Source organism: Thermus sp. 2.9, from assembly GCF_000794385.1.
In the GTDB taxonomy this organism is placed as follows: domain Bacteria; phylum Deinococcota; class Deinococci; order Deinococcales; family Thermaceae; genus Thermus; species Thermus thalpophilus.
The window spans coordinates 45,503-61,272 of sequence record NZ_JTJB01000043.1; the positions used below are offsets into that span (position 1 = coordinate 45,503).

Below are 15,770 nucleotides of genomic sequence, written 5' to 3' on the forward strand. Positions count from 1 at the left end.
TTAGGGGTGCGGCGGCTTGCGGACCTGTATTCTCTTTTGACCTCCTTAGAGGGGAAACCTTACCCCTTTTACAAGGACCTGAAGGGCCTTTGGCAAGGGGAAGGTTTCGTCCTGCGCTTCGTGCACGTGCAGGGAGACCCCTTTGCGAGCCCCTCGGTGCTGGAGGTGCGCTACCCCAAGGAGGCCTTGGCGCGCCTTAGGGTCTACGGCCTCGAGGCGGGCCGGGTGGCGGTGGAAGACTTCCTCTTAAGGAGCCTAAAGGCCCGCCTAAAGGCGCTTCCCCACATCGGGGGCATGGGGCACTCTGGGGAGGTTAGGGTGGAGGTGGAAAGCCCCAAGGTGCTGAAGCGGGCGGGGGCCCACCTGGGGGAGGAGGGGCTTTCCCTCCGCTTCCGCCTAGGGCTTCCCGCCCAGGGGCGGCGCATCCTGGGGCGGGAGGCGGCGCGGCTTTTCCGGGCTTTGGCCGAGCACCTGAGGGGCTTCCTATTGGAGCTGGACGAGGGGGCGCTCCTGTCCCACGTGCACCAGGCGGAGGACTTCGCCTATATCCAAGAGCGCCTTGCCGAGCGGGGCCTCGTGGCCTTCGTGGGGGAGGGGAGCGTGCTTCCCCGGGAAAGCGGGGTGAGCCAGCGGCCCCTGAAGGGGGCCATTCCCTTCCAAAGCCCCCCAAGCCTCAAGGTGGCCTTCCGGGTGCCCCACGCGGGGGAGGTGGTGGGCATGGGGCTTCCCCAGGGGCTCACCCTCATCACGGGCGGGGGGTTTCACGGCAAGACCACCCTCCTCGAGGCCCTGGTCCACGGGGTCTACCCCCACGTGCCGGGGGACGGGCGGGAGTGGGTGGTGACGGAGGCCTGGGCAGGGCGGGTGCAGTCCGAGGACGGCCGGAGCGTGAGGGGGGTGGACCTGAGGCCTTTTGTCCACGACCTTCCCCTGGGCCAGGACACGAGCTTCTTCTCCACCGAGGACGCCTCGGGCTCCACCAGCCTGGCGGCGGCCATCCTCGAGGCCCTGGAACTGGGGGCCCGCCTCCTCCTCCTGGACGAGGACACCTCCGCCACCAACCTCCTGGTGCGGGACGCCCGCATGCAGGCCCTGGTGCGCCGGGAAACCCTCACCCCCCTTTTGGACCGGGTGGCGGACCTCAAGGCCCTCGGGGTAAGCCTCGTCCTGGTGGTGGGGGGCGTGGGGGACTATTTGGAGCTTGCGGACACCGTGGTCCTCATGGAAGAGTACCGGGCCAAGGAGGTGACGCAGGAGGCCCGGGCCATCGCCCAGGCCCACCCCACGGGCCGGACCTTCGGCGAGCCCCGCTACCCTTTGGCGGTGCGCCCGAGGATCCCCTTGCCGGAAAGCTTTGACCCAAGGCGGGGGCGGAAGGCCCGGGTGAAGGGGCGGGGCCTCCGGGAGCTCGTCTACGGGGAAGGGGTGGTGGACCTCTCCGCCCTGGACCTCTTTGAAAACGCCCAGGTGCGGGCCATCGGGGCCTTTTTCCAGCGCCTTCAGCGGCTGGCGGACGGCAACACTCCCCTCAAGGACCTGGTGGAGAAGGCGCTTGCGGTGGAGGACCTTTTCTCCCTGGAGGAGGCCCCCGAGCTCGCCGCCCTCCGCCCCCTGGAGCTCGGGGCGGCGGTGAACCGGCTTAGGGCCCTGGAGGTGCGCTAGCCCTCCCAGGGGTGGAAGAGGGCGGGCCTTCGGGCGCTTGCCGGCAGGGCCTCCCCTTCCAGGAAGGCCTGGGCGTAGAGCTGGGCCAGCTCGGGGAAGGGGGCTTGGGGCACCTGGGAAAGGGCGTGGACGGCCACGGCGTCCGCCAGGCGCCTTAGGGCCTCCTTGGCGTACCAGGGGCCTTCCTCCGCCAGGCGCTTGAGGGCCCTTTCCGCGTGGGCGAAGGCCAGGGGGGTGGCCTTAAGCGCCTCCAAAAGGGGCTCGTGGGCCCGCTTCTTGGCGATGGCCTCCGCCATGTCCAGGGCCTGGATGTTGGCGGGGCCCTCCCAGATGGGGGTGATGAGGGCCTCCCGGTGGAAGCGGGCCACGCCGTAGTCCTCCAGGAAGCCGATCCCGCCGAAAAGCTCCATGGCCAAGGCGGTGATGGCGGTGCCGTGCTCCGCCGTGCGCCCCTTGGCCAGGTGGGAGAGGAGGCGGGCCAGGTGGTAGGCCTCGGAGTAGGGGGGACGCTCCTCCCAGGCCCGGTCAAAGGCGGCCACGGCGTAAAAGGCCAAGGCGGTGCCCCCCACCTGCCTAAGGCGCATTTCCAAAAGGTCCCGCTGCACCAGCTCGTGCTCCACGAGCCTTTTCCCGAAGGCGGTGCGCCGCCCCACGCGGAAGAGGACCTCCAGGTGGGCCTTCTTGGCGAGGCCCATGGCGGCCGCGGCGTTGGCCAGGCGGCTCACCGTCAGGTTTTCCAGGGTGTAGTAGATGCCTTCCTCAAGCCTTCCGATGGGGTAGGCGAGGCTTCCCTCCAGCTCCACCTCCCCCGAGGGCACGGCCCGGGTGGCGAGTTTTTCCTTGAAGCGGCGCACCCGGAAGTTGAGCCTTCCCTCCACCTCCCGCGGCAGGAGGAAGAGGCCAAGCCCCTTGGGGCCCTCCGGGGCCCCTTCCGGCCGGGCGGTGACGAGGGCGTAGTCCGCTAGGCCCGCCCCGGAGGCGAAGTACTTGTCCCCCCCGTAAAGCCGGTAGGCCTCCCCTTCCTTGCGGGCCAGGGTGCGGTTCGCCCCCAGGTCGCTTCCCCCGTGGATTTCCGTCATCCAGGTGGCGCCGAAGGCGGGGCCATAGAGGAGCGCTCGCTTCACGCCCGCGTGCTCCGGGGCGTACTTGTGGAGGGCGTAGGCCACCTGGTGGGTGATGGTGAGGATGCAGTAAAGCCCCCCGTCCGCCAGGAGGTAGCCCATGGCGTAGTGGAGGGGCCAGCCCCGCCCCTCGTAGGCGGGGCGGACCATGGGGCGGAGCTTCTCTAGAAGCGCCCGTTGCGCGGGGGAGAGGAGGGCCCGGTCTACGCGGTTGCCGTTCAGGTCGTGCATCTGGAGGCGGGGGTGGGCCATTTGGTCCACGTGGTGGGCCACCTCCAAGACCTCCTCCCCCACGAGCCGGCCGAAGGCGGAAAGCTCCTCCTGGGGCAGACCGGGGGAGAAGGTGCCTAAGATCGCCCTTAGATCCGGGTCTAAAGCGTAGTGATCTTCGCCCTGGCTATACAAGAGCTTCACGGCTTCCCCCGGCCCTAACCTACCCCCGAGGCCTCCTGAGGGTCAAGGTGGCGTGATTCACAGTCAAATAGTTTTAGATGAAATAATCTCCTTCCGTGGTCTTTGAGGTCCTGGGCCGGATCTGGCGCTTGCAGCGGGCCCTCCGCGAGGAGGCGGAGCGGGGGCTTGGGGAGCTTGGGGGCCTCGAGGCCTGGCTTCTGCGCGTCCTCAAGCACCACCCCCATCCCTCGGAGGCCGCCCGGCGCATGGGGCTACCCCTCCCCACGGTGAGCCACATGCTCCGCCGCTTGGAGGGGGCGGGCTTTGTGGCCCGGGCCTTGGACGAAAAGGACCTCCGCCGCTTCGCCTTCCGCCTGACCCCCAAGGGGGAAGAGGCCCTGGCCCAAGCGGAGGCCCTTATGGAGGAGGCCCTGCGCAAGCGCCTAAGCCGGCTTTCCCCGGAGGAGGTCCAGGCGCTTTTAAGGCTTTTAGAAAAACTGGAGGAACCATGAACCCCACCCCGCAAGAAGTCCGGTACACCATGGTGGGCATCCTGCTTGGGATGTTCCTCGCCGCTTTGGACCAGACCATCGTGTCCACCGCCATGCCCCGCATCGTGGGCGAGCTCAAGGGGGCGGAGTACTACGCTTGGGTCACCACCAGCTACCTCCTCACCTCCACGGTGTCCGCCCCCATCTTCGGCCGCCTCACCGAGCTCTTTTCCCGCAAGGCCATCCTCCTTTGGGCGGTGGGGCTTTTCCTTTTGGGCTCCGCCCTTTCCGGCCTTTCCCAGAACATGGCGGAGCTCATCCTCTTCCGCGGCCTGCAAGGGGTGGGGGCGGGGCGCTTTTCGCCTTGGCCCTCACCACCATCGCCGTCTTCTTCCCGCCCCGGGAGCGGGGGAGGATCGCCGGGGCCTTTGGGGCCATCTTCGGCCTGTCCTCCGCCGTGGGGCCCTGGCTTGGCGGGCTCCTCACGGACCACCTCTCCTGGCGGTGGGTCTTCTACATCAACATGCCCGTGGGGGCGGTGGCCCTATGGTTCATCCTCCGCTACATGCCCCGGCTCAAGCCCGCCCACCGGGAGCCCTTTGACTTCCTGGGGGCCTTCCTCCTCATCCTTTGGACCGTGCCCCTCATGCTCGCCTTCTCGTGGGGCGGGAGCACCTACCCGTGGGCCAGCCCGGTGATCCTGGGCCTTTTGGCCGGGGCGCTTTTGGGCCTTTCCGCCTGGGTTTACGCCGAGCTCAAGGTGGCCCACCCCCTCTTTGACCTCTCCGTGTTCCGCATCCCCACCTTTTCCCTTTCCGCCCTGGCCGCCTTCTTCTTTGGCCCCGCTTTCCTCGGAGCCGTGGCCTTCCTGCCCCTTTACCTCCAGGTGGTGAAGGGGGTTTCCGCCAGCCAAAGTGGGGTCACGGTTCTTCCCCTCACCCTTGGGGTCATGGCGGGGAGCATCGGGGGAGGGCAGCTGGTGGCCCGCTTGGGGCGGTACAAGGCCTTGCTTTTGGGAAGCCCTTTGTTCCTCTTCGTCCTTTTCCTCACCCTGCACTTCGTCCTGGCGGTGGACACGCCCCTCTACGTGGTCATCGCCCTCTTCTTCCTTCTGGGCCTCGGGCTCGGCCCGGCGCAGAGCGTTTTAAACATCGTGGCGCAAAGCGACCTTCCCAGGGAGCGCCTGGGAAGCGGCACCAGCATGGTGCAGTTCACCCGGCAGATTGGATCCACCATGGGCATCGCCCTTCTGGGCACCATCCTGGCGGGAAGCCTTTCCGACCACTTGAAGGCGGCCTTTCCTGGCGGGAGCACCCCCGCCATGGCCCGAACCGGGGAGGGGATGGCCCTGGATCTGGACCGGGAGTTCGCCCGGCTAAAGGCGCTCCTTCCCCGGGCCCTTGCCGGCGACGCCGCCGCCTACGAGGCCCTGGTCCAAGACCCCTTCCTCCCCGAGGCCTTCAAGAAGACCCTGGAGCCTGGGGGGCTACCCGCCCGCTTCGCCAGGCTCCGGGGGGAGGTGGAAAAGGCGCTTGCGGGCGACGAGGCGGCGCGCAAGGCCCTCCTGCAGGACCCCACCCTGCCGGCGGAGCTCAAAGGCCTTCTCCTCCCTGGCGGTGTGGTGAGGGGAACCTTGGACCTCCTGGCCCGGGCTTGGGAGGGGGACGAGGGGGCGCAAGAGGCCCTACTCGCTTCCTCCTTGGCTCCCGCCCTTAAGGGGCTCCTCGCCTCCCCACCCCCACCCGGCTTAAGGCCCAAGGTCCTGGCCCAGGTGGAGGCGGGACTAAGGGAGCAAGCGATCCGCATCCAGGCTCAAGTGCAGGAGTCCTTGAAGCGGGCGGAGGAGGAGGCGCTTCGGGAGGTGCCGAAGCGGGTGCTGGCGGAGCTTACCGCGGTGGAGGCCAAGGTGAAGGGAGCGCTAAAGGAGGGCATCGTGGCGGCCTTAAAGCGGATCTTCCTCTTCGCCGCGGGCTTCGTGGCCTTGGCCTTTTTGGCGGTGCTTTTCCTGCCCAACCGGGAGCTTCAGGGCCGTTCTTCCCCTCAGGCCTCGCTAGAGTGAAGGGGTGGAGGGGCTTTACCTGGTCTTTGGCGAGGGGCTTTCGGAGGAGGCCAACCGCCTGGCCCAGGGCCTGGCCCGGGCCCTTTGGCAGGCTCCTCCCCCGGGGCTTCTGGAGGCGGTGCCCGCCTACGCCACCCTTTACCTGGAGTACGATCCCAAGCGGCTTTCCCGAAAAGCCCTCCTCCGGCGCCTAAGGGGCTTGGCGCCGGAGGAGGAAGGGGTGGGGCGGGTGGTGGAGATCCCCGTTCGCTACGACGGGGAAGACCTCCAAGAGGTGGCCCGGCGCACGGGGCTTTCCCAAGTAGAGGTGAAGCGGCGCCACCAGGCCCCCCTCTACCGGGTCTACGCCCTGGGCTTCACCCCGGGCTTTCCCTTCCTGGCCCCCGTGGACGAGGCCCTGCGCCTGCCCCGCCGCGCGCACCCGAGGCCCCGGGTGCCGGCCCATAGCGTGGCCATGGCTGGGGCGCAGACGGGGATCTACCCCTTGCCCTCCCCGGGCGGGTGGCACCTTTTGGGCACAGCCTTGGTGGCGGTGTACGACCTCCATCGGGAGCCGGCTTTCCTCCTTTCCCCGGGGGATTGGGTGCGCTTTCGGGAGGCGGAGGGTCCTCCACCCCCGGAGCCTGCGCCCCTAGACCTCCTTCCCCCCTCTCCCCGCTTCCCCGCCCTGCGGGTGGAGGAGCCTGGGCTTTTGGACCTCGTGGTGGACGGGGGAAGGTTTGGGGCGGGGCACCTAGGGCTTGCCCGCTCCGGGCCCTTGGACCCCTATTCCGCCGGGGTGGCGAACCGCCTGGTGGGAAACCCTGCCGGGACACCCCTTTTGGAGTTCGCCCACAAGGGGCCGGTCCTCACCGCCCTCCGCGCCTTGGTGGCGGCCTTTGCGGGCTACGGGTTCGTGGCCCTTTTGGACGGGGAGGAGATCGCCCCGGGGCGAAGCTTCCTTTGGCCGAAGGGCAAGGCCCTCCGCTTCAGGCCCAAGGGGAAGGGGGTGCGGGGCTATTTGGCGGTGGCGGGGGGCCTCGAGGCCCTTCCCTTTTGGGGCTCGGTTTCCCCCGACCTCCGGGGCCGGGTGGGCCGGCCCCTCCGGGCGGGGGATGTGCTTGGCCTAAAGGCGCTCCGCTCGGCCCGCCCCGGCCTTGCCTTTCCCCTGAGGCCCCTTGCCTTCCGCCTCCGCCTCCTCCCGGGGCCTGACGTTAGCCGGGAGGCCCTTGGGGCCTTCCTTTCCGTTCCCTTCCGCGTGGCCCGGGCGGACCGCATGGGGGTGGAGCTCCTGGGCCCGGAGGTGCCGGGAGGAGAGGGGCTTTCCAAGGCCACGCCCTTGGGAGGGGTTCAGGTACCTCCCTCGGGGCGGCCCCTCGTCCTTTTGGCGGATAAGGGAAGCTTGGGCGGCTACGCCATGCCCGTGCGGGTGGTGCCGGAGGACCTTTGGCTTTTGGGGCAGGTCTGGCCTGGAGCGGAGATATGGTTCACGTGTTGGCAAGATCGTGAAAAATTACACATGAAGGTTCCCTGGCCCCCGGATAGGGAAGCCCCCTAGACCCCCTCCACCACCACGGCGATTCCCTGGCCCACCCCGATGCACATGGTGGCGAGGCCGAAGGGGACCTTTCGCCTCCGCAGCTCGTGGACCAGGGTGGTGAGGATCCGGGCCCCCGAGGCCCCCAAGGGGTGCCCCAGGGCGATGGCCCCCCCGTTGGGGTTCAGGCGGGGGTCCTCCATGGCAAGCCCCCACTCCCGAAGGACCGCCAGGGCCTGGGCGGCGAAGGCCTCGTTGAGCTCAATGAGGCCGATGTCGGCAAGGGTGAGCCCCGCCCGCTCCAGAGCCTTCTTTGTGGCGGGCACCGGGCCGATGCCCATGATCCTCGGGGGCACCCCCGCCACGGCGATGCTAAGGATGCGGGCCAGGGGCTTCAGGCCGTGGGCCTTGGCGTAGTCGTCCGAAACCAGGAGCACCGCCGCCGCCCCATCGTTCAGGGGGCTGGAATTCCCCGCCGTCACCGTGCCCCCCTCCCGGAAGACGGGCTTGAGGCTCGCCAGCTTCTCCAAGGAGGTGTCCCGCCTCGGGCCCTCGTCCACCGCCACCAGGGCCTCCTCCTTCCCCCGCCGCACCGGGACGGGCACCACCTCCCTGGCAAAGCGCCCCTCGTCCCAGGCCCGCACCGCCTTCTGGTGGGAGAGGAGGGCGAAGCGGTCCTGCTCCTCCCGGGGGATGCGGTACATCTCCGCCAGGTTCTCCGCCGTCTCCCCCATGCTCTCCGTGCCGTAGAGGGCCTGCATCCTGGGGTTCACGAGGCGCCAGCCCAGGGTGGTGTCGTACATCACCTGGTTCCCGGTGGGGAAGGGCCGCTCCGGCTTGGGCACCACGAAGGGGGCGCGGGACATGGACTCCACCCCGCTTCCCACGTAGACCTTTCCCTCCCCCGCCCAGATGGCCCGGGCCGCCTGGGCCACCGCCTCCAGGCCGCTGCCGCAGAGGCGGTTCACGGTGCAGCCCGCCACCTCCACGGGGAAGCCGGCGAGGAGGAGGGCCATGCGGGCCACGTTGCGGTTGTCCTCCCCCGCCTGGTTGGCGCAGCCGGCGTAGACGTCCTCCACCTCCTCCTTGGGCACCCCGGCGCGGTCCATGAGGGCGGAGAGGACGTGGGCCAAGAGGTCGTCGGGCCGCACGGCGCTCAGGGCACCCCCGTGCTTGCCGATGGGGCTTCGCACCGCTTCCACGATCCAGGCTTCGGGCATATGGGCCTCCTTACCGAACGGTCGGTAGTAGCTTAGCGGACATTAGGGGTGTTGGTCAAGGGGAGGGGAGGGGAGAGAGATAGCGCGAGCTTGTGTAATCGTGAAATAAATCACACCTGTCTCACCTCCCGTAGAACCTCCCCCCAGTCCTGAACTGGCAAAGCGCACACCCCCCGCCGGCAGACGTAAGCTCTGCCGGCTTCCCGGCCCTCCAAAGCCGGCAGGGCCCCCGGAGGTCCCACGATCACTTGGGTCAAGGGTAAAAAGGTTTCCTTCGCCGCTTGCGCCATGGGGCAGGGCAGGGGCAAAGCCAGCTCCGTTCCCCTCTCCAAGAGGCTTTTGGCCAGGAGGGCTCCGGGCAGGGCCTGGGGGTACCTGCTAAGCCAAAGGGCCCTGGTCTCCAGCAGGCCTTCCGCCCGCTCAACGTAGTCGCCCTGGAAGATGGCGCCAAGCCGGAAAAAGGCTTCCGCCAAGGCGCTTTCCCCCGAGGGCAAGGTGGCCTCCTCCACCTCCCCTGCCGGGAGGGGAAGCTTGGGGGAAGCTTTTCCCCCAACGAAGGCCGTCCAGGCGGCCTCGGCCAACACCTGCGCTTGGGCTAGATAAGGCCACTCCCCCGTGGCGGTGTAAAGCTCCAAGAGGGCGAGGGCGGTGAAGCTCTGGTCGGACAAAAAAGCTTCTTCCCCCAGGCTTCCTCCCCGCCATGCGTGGCGGAGAAGCCCTTCCTTCCGCATGGTCTGAAGGAGGAAGTGCGCCCCCTTACGGGCCGCCTCCAGGTAGCGCCCTTCCCCCAAAAGCCTTCCCCCCTCGGCCAAGGCCCGCACCGCCAGGGCGGACCAGTCCGCCAGGACCTTGTCGTCCAGGGCTGGGGGCATGCGCCGCCTGCGGGTAGCGAGGAGCTTTTGCCGCACCCTTTCCCGCCAAGGGGCAAAGGCCTCCCCAAGCTCCCTCGCCACCTCCGCCTCCCCCCAGGCGGTGAGGACGGAGCGCCCCCCAAGGTCCTCCCCCAGGGCGAAGTAGCGCCGGGCTAGGGGGAAGTCCTCCCCCAAAGCCTCGGCGAGCTCCGCCTCGGTCCAGGTATAGTACCGCCCCTCCTCCCCTTCGCTATCCGCGTCCAAGGCGGTGTAAAACCCCCCCTCCTTGGCCTGCATGGAGAGGAGCCAGTCCAAGGTTTCCCGAGCCACCCGCAGGAAAAGAGGGTCGCCGAAGACCTTGTAAGCCCCAAGGTAAACCCGGGCCAAAAGGGCGTTATCGTAAAGCATCTTCTCAAAGTGGGGCACCCGCCAGAAGCGGTCCACGCTGTAGCGGTGGAACCCTCCGCCCACCTGGTCGTAGAGGCCCCCGAGGGCCATGGCCCGCAGGGTTTTGGGCAGGAGGGCCCTGGCCCTCTCCTCCCCCTCCCAGGCTCGGGCCAGGAGGTAGAGGAGGAGGGTACCCTGGGGGAACTTGGGGGCGGGGAGGAATCCCCCCCACTCGGGGTCAAAGGCCTGGACCAAGTGGGCCAAGGCCTCTTCCTCCGCCTCTTTCGGCACCGGGCCCGGAGGGGGGTTGAGGCTCCGCCAAAGGGCCTGGGTTAGGTGCTCCGCCTCCTGCAGAATGCCTTCCCGCTTCTCCCGCCAAGCCTCGGCCACGGCAAGGAGAACCCGCCTAAAGCCGGGCAGGCCCATGCGGTCCTCCTTGGGGAAGTAGGTGCCGCCGAAGAAGGGCTTCCCCTCAGGGGTGAGGAACAGGCTCATGGGCCACCCCCCCTGGCCCGTGAGGCTCACCAGGGCCCGCATATAGGCAGCGTCCACGTCGGGGCGCTCCTCCCGGTCCACCTTCACCGGGACGAAATGGGCGTTGAGGAGGGCCGCCACCTCCTCGTCCTGGAAGCTCTCCCGGTGCATCACGTGGCACCAGTGGCAGGCATAGTAGCCCACGGAGAGGAAGATGGGCTTCCCCTCCGCCTGGGCCTTTTGGAAGGCTTCCCCGCCGAAGGGGTACCAGTCCACGGGGTCTTGGGCGTGGGCCAGGAGGTAGGGGCTTCGGGCGTTCTTAAGCCGGTTTGCCATCCCCCTAAGGGTAGCGCAGGGCCAAGGGCGCCCCTGGGCCTTCCTTACAATGGGAGCGTGTTGGGCGTGGCCAAGGACCTGGACGAGCGCCTTCGGGCCTGGCTTGCCGAGGACCTGGGGCATGGGGACCTCACGAGCGGCCTGCTGGTGGACGAGGCCCTTTGGGGCGAGGCGGTCATCGTGAGCAAGGCGGAAGGGGTCATCGCTGGACTTCCCGTGGCGGAACGGGTTTTTCACCTGGCCGACGCCCGGGTGCACTTTGCACCTCAGGTGGCCGAGGGAAGCCCCGTGGCCCCCGGGGTGGAGGTGGCCCGCCTCGAGGGCCCCTTGCGGGGCATCCTGGCGGGGGAGCGCCTGGCCCTCAACCTCCTGCAAAGGCTTTCCGGCATCGCCACCCTGACCCGGGCCTACGTGGAGGCGCTGCGGGGCACCAAGGCCCAGGTCCTGGACACGCGCAAGACCACCCCAGGTCTTAGGGACCTGGAGAAGTACGCGGTGCGGGTGGGCGGGGGGAGGAACCACCGCTTTGGCCTCTTTGACGGCATCCTCCTCAAGGAGAACCACATCCGGGCGGCAGGCGGTGTGGGGGAGGCGGTGCGGCGGGCCAAGGCGGGAGCACCCCACTACCTCAAGGTGGAGGTGGAGGTGACGAACCTCGCCGAGCTGGAGGAGGCCCTGGCGGCGGGGGCCGACGTCATCCTCCTGGACAACTTTTCCCCGGAGGCCATCCTCGAGGCGGTGCGCCGCGTGGCGGGCCGAGTACCCCTGGAGGCGAGCGGGAACATGACCCCAGAAAAAGCCCGCATGGCGGCTGAGGCGGGGGTGGACTACGTGAGCGTGGGGGCCCTCACCCACTCCGCCAAGGCGCTGGACCTCTCCCTCCTGGTGGTGCGGCCCTAGGGCTACCATGGGGGTAGGAAGGGCTCTTTTCGCGGAAACCATGGGAAAGGAAGCGCTCATCCAAGAGATCCAAAGGCTTAAGGCAAAGCGGGAAGCGGTGATCCTGGCCCACTCCTACCAACTCCCCGAGGTGCAGGAAGTGGCGGACTTCGTGGGGGACTCCTTGGGCCTCGCCCGGGAGGCCGCCCGCACTCCGGCCAAGGTCATCGTCTTCGCCGGGGTGCACTTCATGGCGGAAACCGCCGCCATCCTGAACCCCGAAAAGACCGTGCTCCTCCCCGACCTCGAGGCGGGCTGCTCCCTGGCGGACAGCATCCGCCCCGAGGACGTCCTTGCCTGGAAGGAAAAGCACCCGGACGGCATCGTGGTGGCCTATGTGAACACCAAAGCCGAGGTGAAGGCCTTGGCCGACGTGTGCGTCACCAGCGCCAACGCCGTGGAGGTGGTGGCCCGCCTTCCCCAGGACCGCCCCATATTCTTCGTTCCCGACATGTTCCTAGGAGCCCACGTGGCCCGCATGACCGGACGGAAGCTGGACCTCTTCCCCGGGGAGTGCCACGTGCACGCCGGGATCCGGGAGGAGCACCTGAAGGCCCTTTTGGAGGCCCACCCGGAGGCGGAGTTCCTCATCCACCCCGAGTGCGGCTGCGGCACGGGCTGCCTCTACCTCAAGCCCGACGCCAAGATGCTCTCCACCGAGGGAATGGTGCGCTACGCCAAAGGGGCGCAGGCCCAGACCTTCGTGGTGGCCACGGAGGTGGGCATCCTGCACCGCCTGGAGAAGGAAGCCCCTGGGAAGGCCTTTTACCCGGTGAAGCCCGACGCGGTGTGCGAGTACATGAAGCGGATCACCCTGGAGAAGGTCTACCTTTCCCTGAAGGAAATGCGCCACGTGGTGCAGGTGCCTGAGGAGGTGGCGAGGAAGGCGCGGCGGGCCCTCGAGGCCATGGTGGCGGTGGGGTGATGGAGCGTCTCACGGCGGACCTCCTGGTCGTGGGGGCCGGGGTGGCGGGGGTCTACGCCGCCTTGGCGGCGGAGGCCAAGGGCGCCAACGTCCTTCTCCTCGCCAAGGACCCCTTGCCCTCGGGCTCCACCCCCTGGGCCCAGGGAGGGGTGGCCTTTCCCTTGGACGAGGAGGACCTGGAGGCCCACCTCCAAGACACCCTGCGGGCCGGCCGGGGCTTGGTGGAGGAGGCCGTGGCCCGCTCCATCCTGGCGGAGGCCCCCCGCCACCTGGAAAGGCTTACAACCATGGGCCTACCCTTCCACCCGGAACCTACCCGGGAAGGGGGGCACTCCCGGCCCCGGGTGCGCCACCTGGGGGGGGACCAAAGCGGCCTCCTCCTCCTAAGGGGGCTCCTCACCCACCTGCAAAGCCCCGTCCTGGAAGGGTACATGGCGGCAAGCCTCCTCCTGGCCCAGGGGCGGGTGGCCGGGGTACTGGCCATCTCCCCTCGGGGCCCGGTGGAGATCCGGGCGGGGGCGGTGCTCCTGGCCACGGGGGGGTTTGGGCGGCTTTTCCCCGTCACCACCAACCCGGAAGGGGCCACGGGGGACGGGATGGCCCTGGCCTTCCACGCCGGGGGGGTGCTGAGGGACCTGGAGTTTGTCCAGTTTCACCCCACCGCCCTCCCAAACGGGGCCCTCGTCTCCGAGGCTTGCCGGGGGGAGGGGGCCCTTCTCCTCAACTCCCGGGGGGAGCGCTTCATGGGGCGGTACGACCCCCTCCTGGAGCTTGCCCCCCGGGACGTGGTGGCCCGGGCGGTGCACCGGGAGCGGGAGGCCACGGGAGGCGTGTTCCTGGATCTGAGGCCCATCCCTCACCTGGAGGCCCGCTTTCCCACCGTGGTGGCCTCGGCCCGGGCCCTGGGCCTGGACCCCTTGCGGGAACCCATCCCCGTGGCCCCCGCCGCCCACTACGCCATGGGTGGGGTAAAGACGGACCTCAGGGGCTACACCGGCCTTCCTGGGCTTTACGCCGCCGGGGAGGTGGCCTCCACGGGGTTCCACGGGGCGAACCGCCTGGCCTCCAATAGCCTGTTGGAGGGCCTCGTCATGGGGGAGCGGGCGGCCTTGGCGGCCCTGGAGGACCTGGCCTTCCCCCCCAAGGCGGAGGCGCTCCCCGCCCTGGCCTTGGACCCCCACCACCTCCCCGCCCTAAGGGTCCAGACGGAGCCCGCCGGGGTGGTGCGGTCCGGGGAGGGTTTGCGGCGGGCCCTGGCCTTCGCCGAGGCTCTGCCGCTGGAAGAGGTTCCCCCCCTGGAGGCCACCCGCGCCGCCTTGGAGGCGGGGCATTTGGCCCTCCTCGCCCGGCTTCTCCTCCGGCTGGCCCTCCTGCGCGAGGAAAGCCGGGGGGCCCATTTCCGGGAGGACTTCCCCGAGGAGGCGAAGGAGGTCTACCACCTCGAGGCCCAAGGCCCCCACGTGCGCCGGGTTCCCGCGGGGTAAGATGGGGGAGGAGGCTTCTATGAAAGGGCACCCCGAGGTGATCCAGAGCCTACAGGAAAGGCTTTCCGAGGAACTCGCCGCCATCTTGCAGTACATGGTCCACGCGGAGATGGCAGAGAACTGGGGCTTTAAGGCCCTGGCCCGCCACCTGAAGGCCCACGCCATCACCGAGATGCGCCACGCCGAGAAGCACATTGAGCGGATCCTCTTCCTGGAAGGCTTCCCCGAGGTGAGCCGCATTGGGGAGATCCGCATCGGCAAGAACGTGGAGGAGATCCTCTTCCGCGACTACGAAGGGGAGTTGATGGCGGTGAAGGGGTACAACGAGACCATGAACCTAGCCCAGTCCCTGGGGGACAACGGCACCCGGGACATGGTGGCGGAAATCCTCAAGGACGAGGAAGCCCACGTGGACTGGCTGGAGGCGCAACGGGAACTGAAGGAGCAGATGGGCCTCGCCAACTACCTGCAGTACCTGGCGGGGGAGGCGGAGTAGCTACGCCACCGGGGCCTTCAGGTTTTTGCGGGCCCAGCGGTCTATGGCGGCGATGACCGCCTCCAGCTCCCGGCCCGCCTCGGTGAGGCTGTAGCGGGTCCTCGGGGGCATGTGGGACTCCACCCGCTTCTCCACCAGGCCCAGGGAAACCAGGTGTTCTAGGCGCTGGGAAAGCGTGGCGGGGTTCACGCCGCCGATGGCCCGGGAAAGCTCGTTGAAGCCCTTGGGGCCCTCGAGGAGGGCGCGGATGATGTGGAGCGTCCACTTCTCCTGGAGGAGGTTGAGGGCCGCGTAAACCGGGCAGAAGGCCGCCTCGTGCTCGGCCATGGGACCATTGTACCACGGGGGCCACGCCCCAGGGTTTCCCTATTTCCAACGGCACGGCGCGGCTCTCGCCCGCCCACCTTGCCTAGCCGGGGGTCGGTGTGGAAGCATGGAAGGGAAAGGAGGCAGGTATGGAGGTCACCCTTTCCGTGCTCAAAGCGGATATCGGCTCCGTGGGCGGGCACACCGCACCAAGCCGCCGGGTCCTTGCCCAGGTGGAGGCGGTGGTGCGGGAGGCGGTGGGCCGCCTCCTCTTGGACGCCTATACCTTCCACATCGGCGACGACATCGTCCTCCTCATGAGCCACACCCGTGGGCCCCGCCACCCCGAGGTCCACGCCCTCGCCTGGCGGGCCTTCCAGAAGGGAACGGCGGTGGCCAAGGAGGAGGGGCTTTACGGGGCGGGGCAGGACCTTTTGAAGGACGCCTTCACCGGCAACCTCCACGGCCTGGGCCCCCAGGTGGCGGAGATGACCTTCAAGGAGCGGCCTGCCGAGGCCTTTTTGGTCCTGGCGGCGGACAAAACCGAGCCCGGGGCCTTCAACCTCCCCCTCTACCTGGCCTTCGCCGACCCCATGTACGCCTCGGGCCTCCTCCTGTCGCCGGATCTAAGGCCGGGCTTCCGCTTCCGCATTATGGACCTGGCCCAGACGGAGCGGGATAGCCACATCACCCTGGACGCCCCCGAGCGGCTTTACGATAACCCAAGTTGCTACCCAGCCATCTTCTGGGTCAGGAGACTGATGTTATGGGCCAGGACGAAGGTGAGAACTTTGATGACGAAACCCTCCTGGGTCACGGCGTGGATGCGCCTGGGGAAGAGGTGATGGAGCATGCTCCCCACCGTCTCCACCACCCTCCGCCCCACGATGGCCAGGTACTGCATCCAAGGGAGATACCGCCGGCTGTTCCTCCTGCGGATGACCATGGGAACAACCTCCTGGGCCTCCCGGAGGAGGTCCTCGTACAGATGGCTCTCGTACCCCCGGTCCAGGTAGAGCTCCGCCCCCTCGGGAAGGTCCAGGGGAAGGAGGAGAAGCGAAGCGAGGTCGTGGAAGCTCCCCGGGGTCAGGTTCACCTCGTGGACGAACT

The 15,770-nt window shown here is 68.6% G+C and carries 11 protein-coding genes and 3 pseudogenes; 9 read left to right on the forward strand and 5 right to left on the reverse strand.

What is annotated here, in order from left to right:
* Positions 1 to 6: 6 nt before the first annotated feature.
* Positions 7 to 1,662 (forward strand): ABC-ATPase domain-containing protein, encoded by a 1,656-nt coding sequence (locus tag QT17_RS11145; protein WP_039460030.1) that lies wholly within the window; start codon positions 7 to 9, stop codon positions 1,660 to 1,662.
* On the opposite strand, the gene QT17_RS11150 is transcribed toward QT17_RS11145, so the two are convergent.
* The gene (locus QT17_RS11150) at positions 1,659 to 3,197 is read right to left on the reverse strand and encodes an acyl-CoA dehydrogenase family protein (protein ID WP_039460031.1); all 1,539 of its coding nucleotides are present in this window, start codon (positions 3,195 to 3,197) and stop codon (positions 1,659 to 1,661) included. The genes QT17_RS11145 and QT17_RS11150 overlap by 4 nt on opposite strands.
* 95 nt (positions 3,198 to 3,292) lie before the next feature.
* On the opposite strand from QT17_RS11150, the gene QT17_RS11155 reads away from it, so the two are divergent.
* From QT17_RS11155 to pxpB, 3 genes and pseudogenes are all read left to right on the forward strand, one after another.
* Complete coding sequence (locus tag QT17_RS11155) at positions 3,293 to 3,688, forward strand: MarR family winged helix-turn-helix transcriptional regulator (RefSeq protein WP_039460032.1); 396 nt, start codon at positions 3,293 to 3,295, stop codon at positions 3,686 to 3,688.
* A pseudogene (locus tag QT17_RS11160) lies at positions 3,685 to 5,726 on the forward strand (DHA2 family efflux MFS transporter permease subunit). The gene QT17_RS11155 and the pseudogene QT17_RS11160 overlap by 4 nt, the downstream one beginning before the upstream one ends.
* 4 nt (positions 5,727 to 5,730) lie before the next feature.
* Positions 5,731 to 7,263: a 5-oxoprolinase subunit PxpB gene (gene pxpB / locus QT17_RS11165; RefSeq protein ID WP_039460034.1), complete on the forward strand. Its 1,533-nt coding sequence runs from the start codon at positions 5,731 to 5,733 to the stop codon at positions 7,261 to 7,263.
* On the opposite strand, the gene QT17_RS11170 is transcribed toward pxpB, so the two are convergent.
* Together QT17_RS11170 and QT17_RS11175 are read right to left on the reverse strand one after the other, a co-directional pair.
* On the reverse strand, positions 7,260 to 8,462 hold the full coding sequence (locus QT17_RS11170) for a thiolase family protein (protein ID WP_039460035.1): 1,203 nt from the start codon (positions 8,460 to 8,462) through the stop codon (positions 7,260 to 7,262). The genes pxpB and QT17_RS11170 overlap by 4 nt on opposite strands.
* Before the next feature lie 110 nt (positions 8,463 to 8,572).
* On the reverse strand, positions 8,573 to 10,510 hold the full coding sequence (locus tag QT17_RS11175; RefSeq protein WP_039460044.1) for a thioredoxin domain-containing protein: 1,938 nt from the start codon (positions 10,508 to 10,510) through the stop codon (positions 8,573 to 8,575).
* Positions 10,511 to 10,567: 57 nt separating this feature from the next.
* Between QT17_RS11175 and nadC the strand changes: the two genes are divergently transcribed.
* From nadC to bfr, 4 genes are read left to right on the forward strand one after another with little or no spacing between them, the layout of a single operon-like run.
* Positions 10,568 to 11,410, forward strand: a complete 843-nt coding sequence (gene nadC / locus QT17_RS11180) for a carboxylating nicotinate-nucleotide diphosphorylase (RefSeq protein ID WP_039460036.1) — start codon at positions 10,568 to 10,570, stop codon at positions 11,408 to 11,410.
* Between the two features lie 40 nt (positions 11,411 to 11,450).
* Complete coding sequence (gene nadA, locus QT17_RS11185; RefSeq protein WP_039460045.1) at positions 11,451 to 12,374, forward strand: quinolinate synthase NadA; 924 nt, start codon at positions 11,451 to 11,453, stop codon at positions 12,372 to 12,374.
* On the forward strand, positions 12,374 to 13,858 hold the full coding sequence (locus QT17_RS11190) for an L-aspartate oxidase (RefSeq protein WP_039460037.1): 1,485 nt from the start codon (positions 12,374 to 12,376) through the stop codon (positions 13,856 to 13,858). Before nadA ends, QT17_RS11190 begins: the two co-directional genes overlap by 1 nt.
* Before the next feature lie 19 nt (positions 13,859 to 13,877).
* Entirely contained in the window at positions 13,878 to 14,354 is a 477-nt protein-coding gene (gene bfr / locus QT17_RS11195) for a bacterioferritin (protein WP_039460038.1), read from the forward strand.
* On the opposite strand, the gene QT17_RS11200 is transcribed toward bfr, so the two are convergent.
* Complete coding sequence (locus QT17_RS11200; protein ID WP_039460039.1) at positions 14,355 to 14,681, reverse strand: helix-turn-helix domain-containing protein; 327 nt, start codon at positions 14,679 to 14,681, stop codon at positions 14,355 to 14,357.
* A 128-nt stretch (positions 14,682 to 14,809) separates the two neighbouring features.
* On the opposite strand from QT17_RS11200, the pseudogene fbp reads away from it, so the two are divergent.
* Positions 14,810 to 15,379: pseudogene (fbp, locus tag QT17_RS11205) on the forward strand (fructose-1,6-bisphosphate aldolase/phosphatase); the annotation flags it as partial.
* Positions 15,380 to 15,390: 11 nt separating this feature from the next.
* On the opposite strand, the pseudogene QT17_RS13900 reads toward fbp, so the two are convergent.
* Positions 15,391 to 15,770: pseudogene (locus QT17_RS13900) on the reverse strand (IS982 family transposase); the annotation flags it as partial.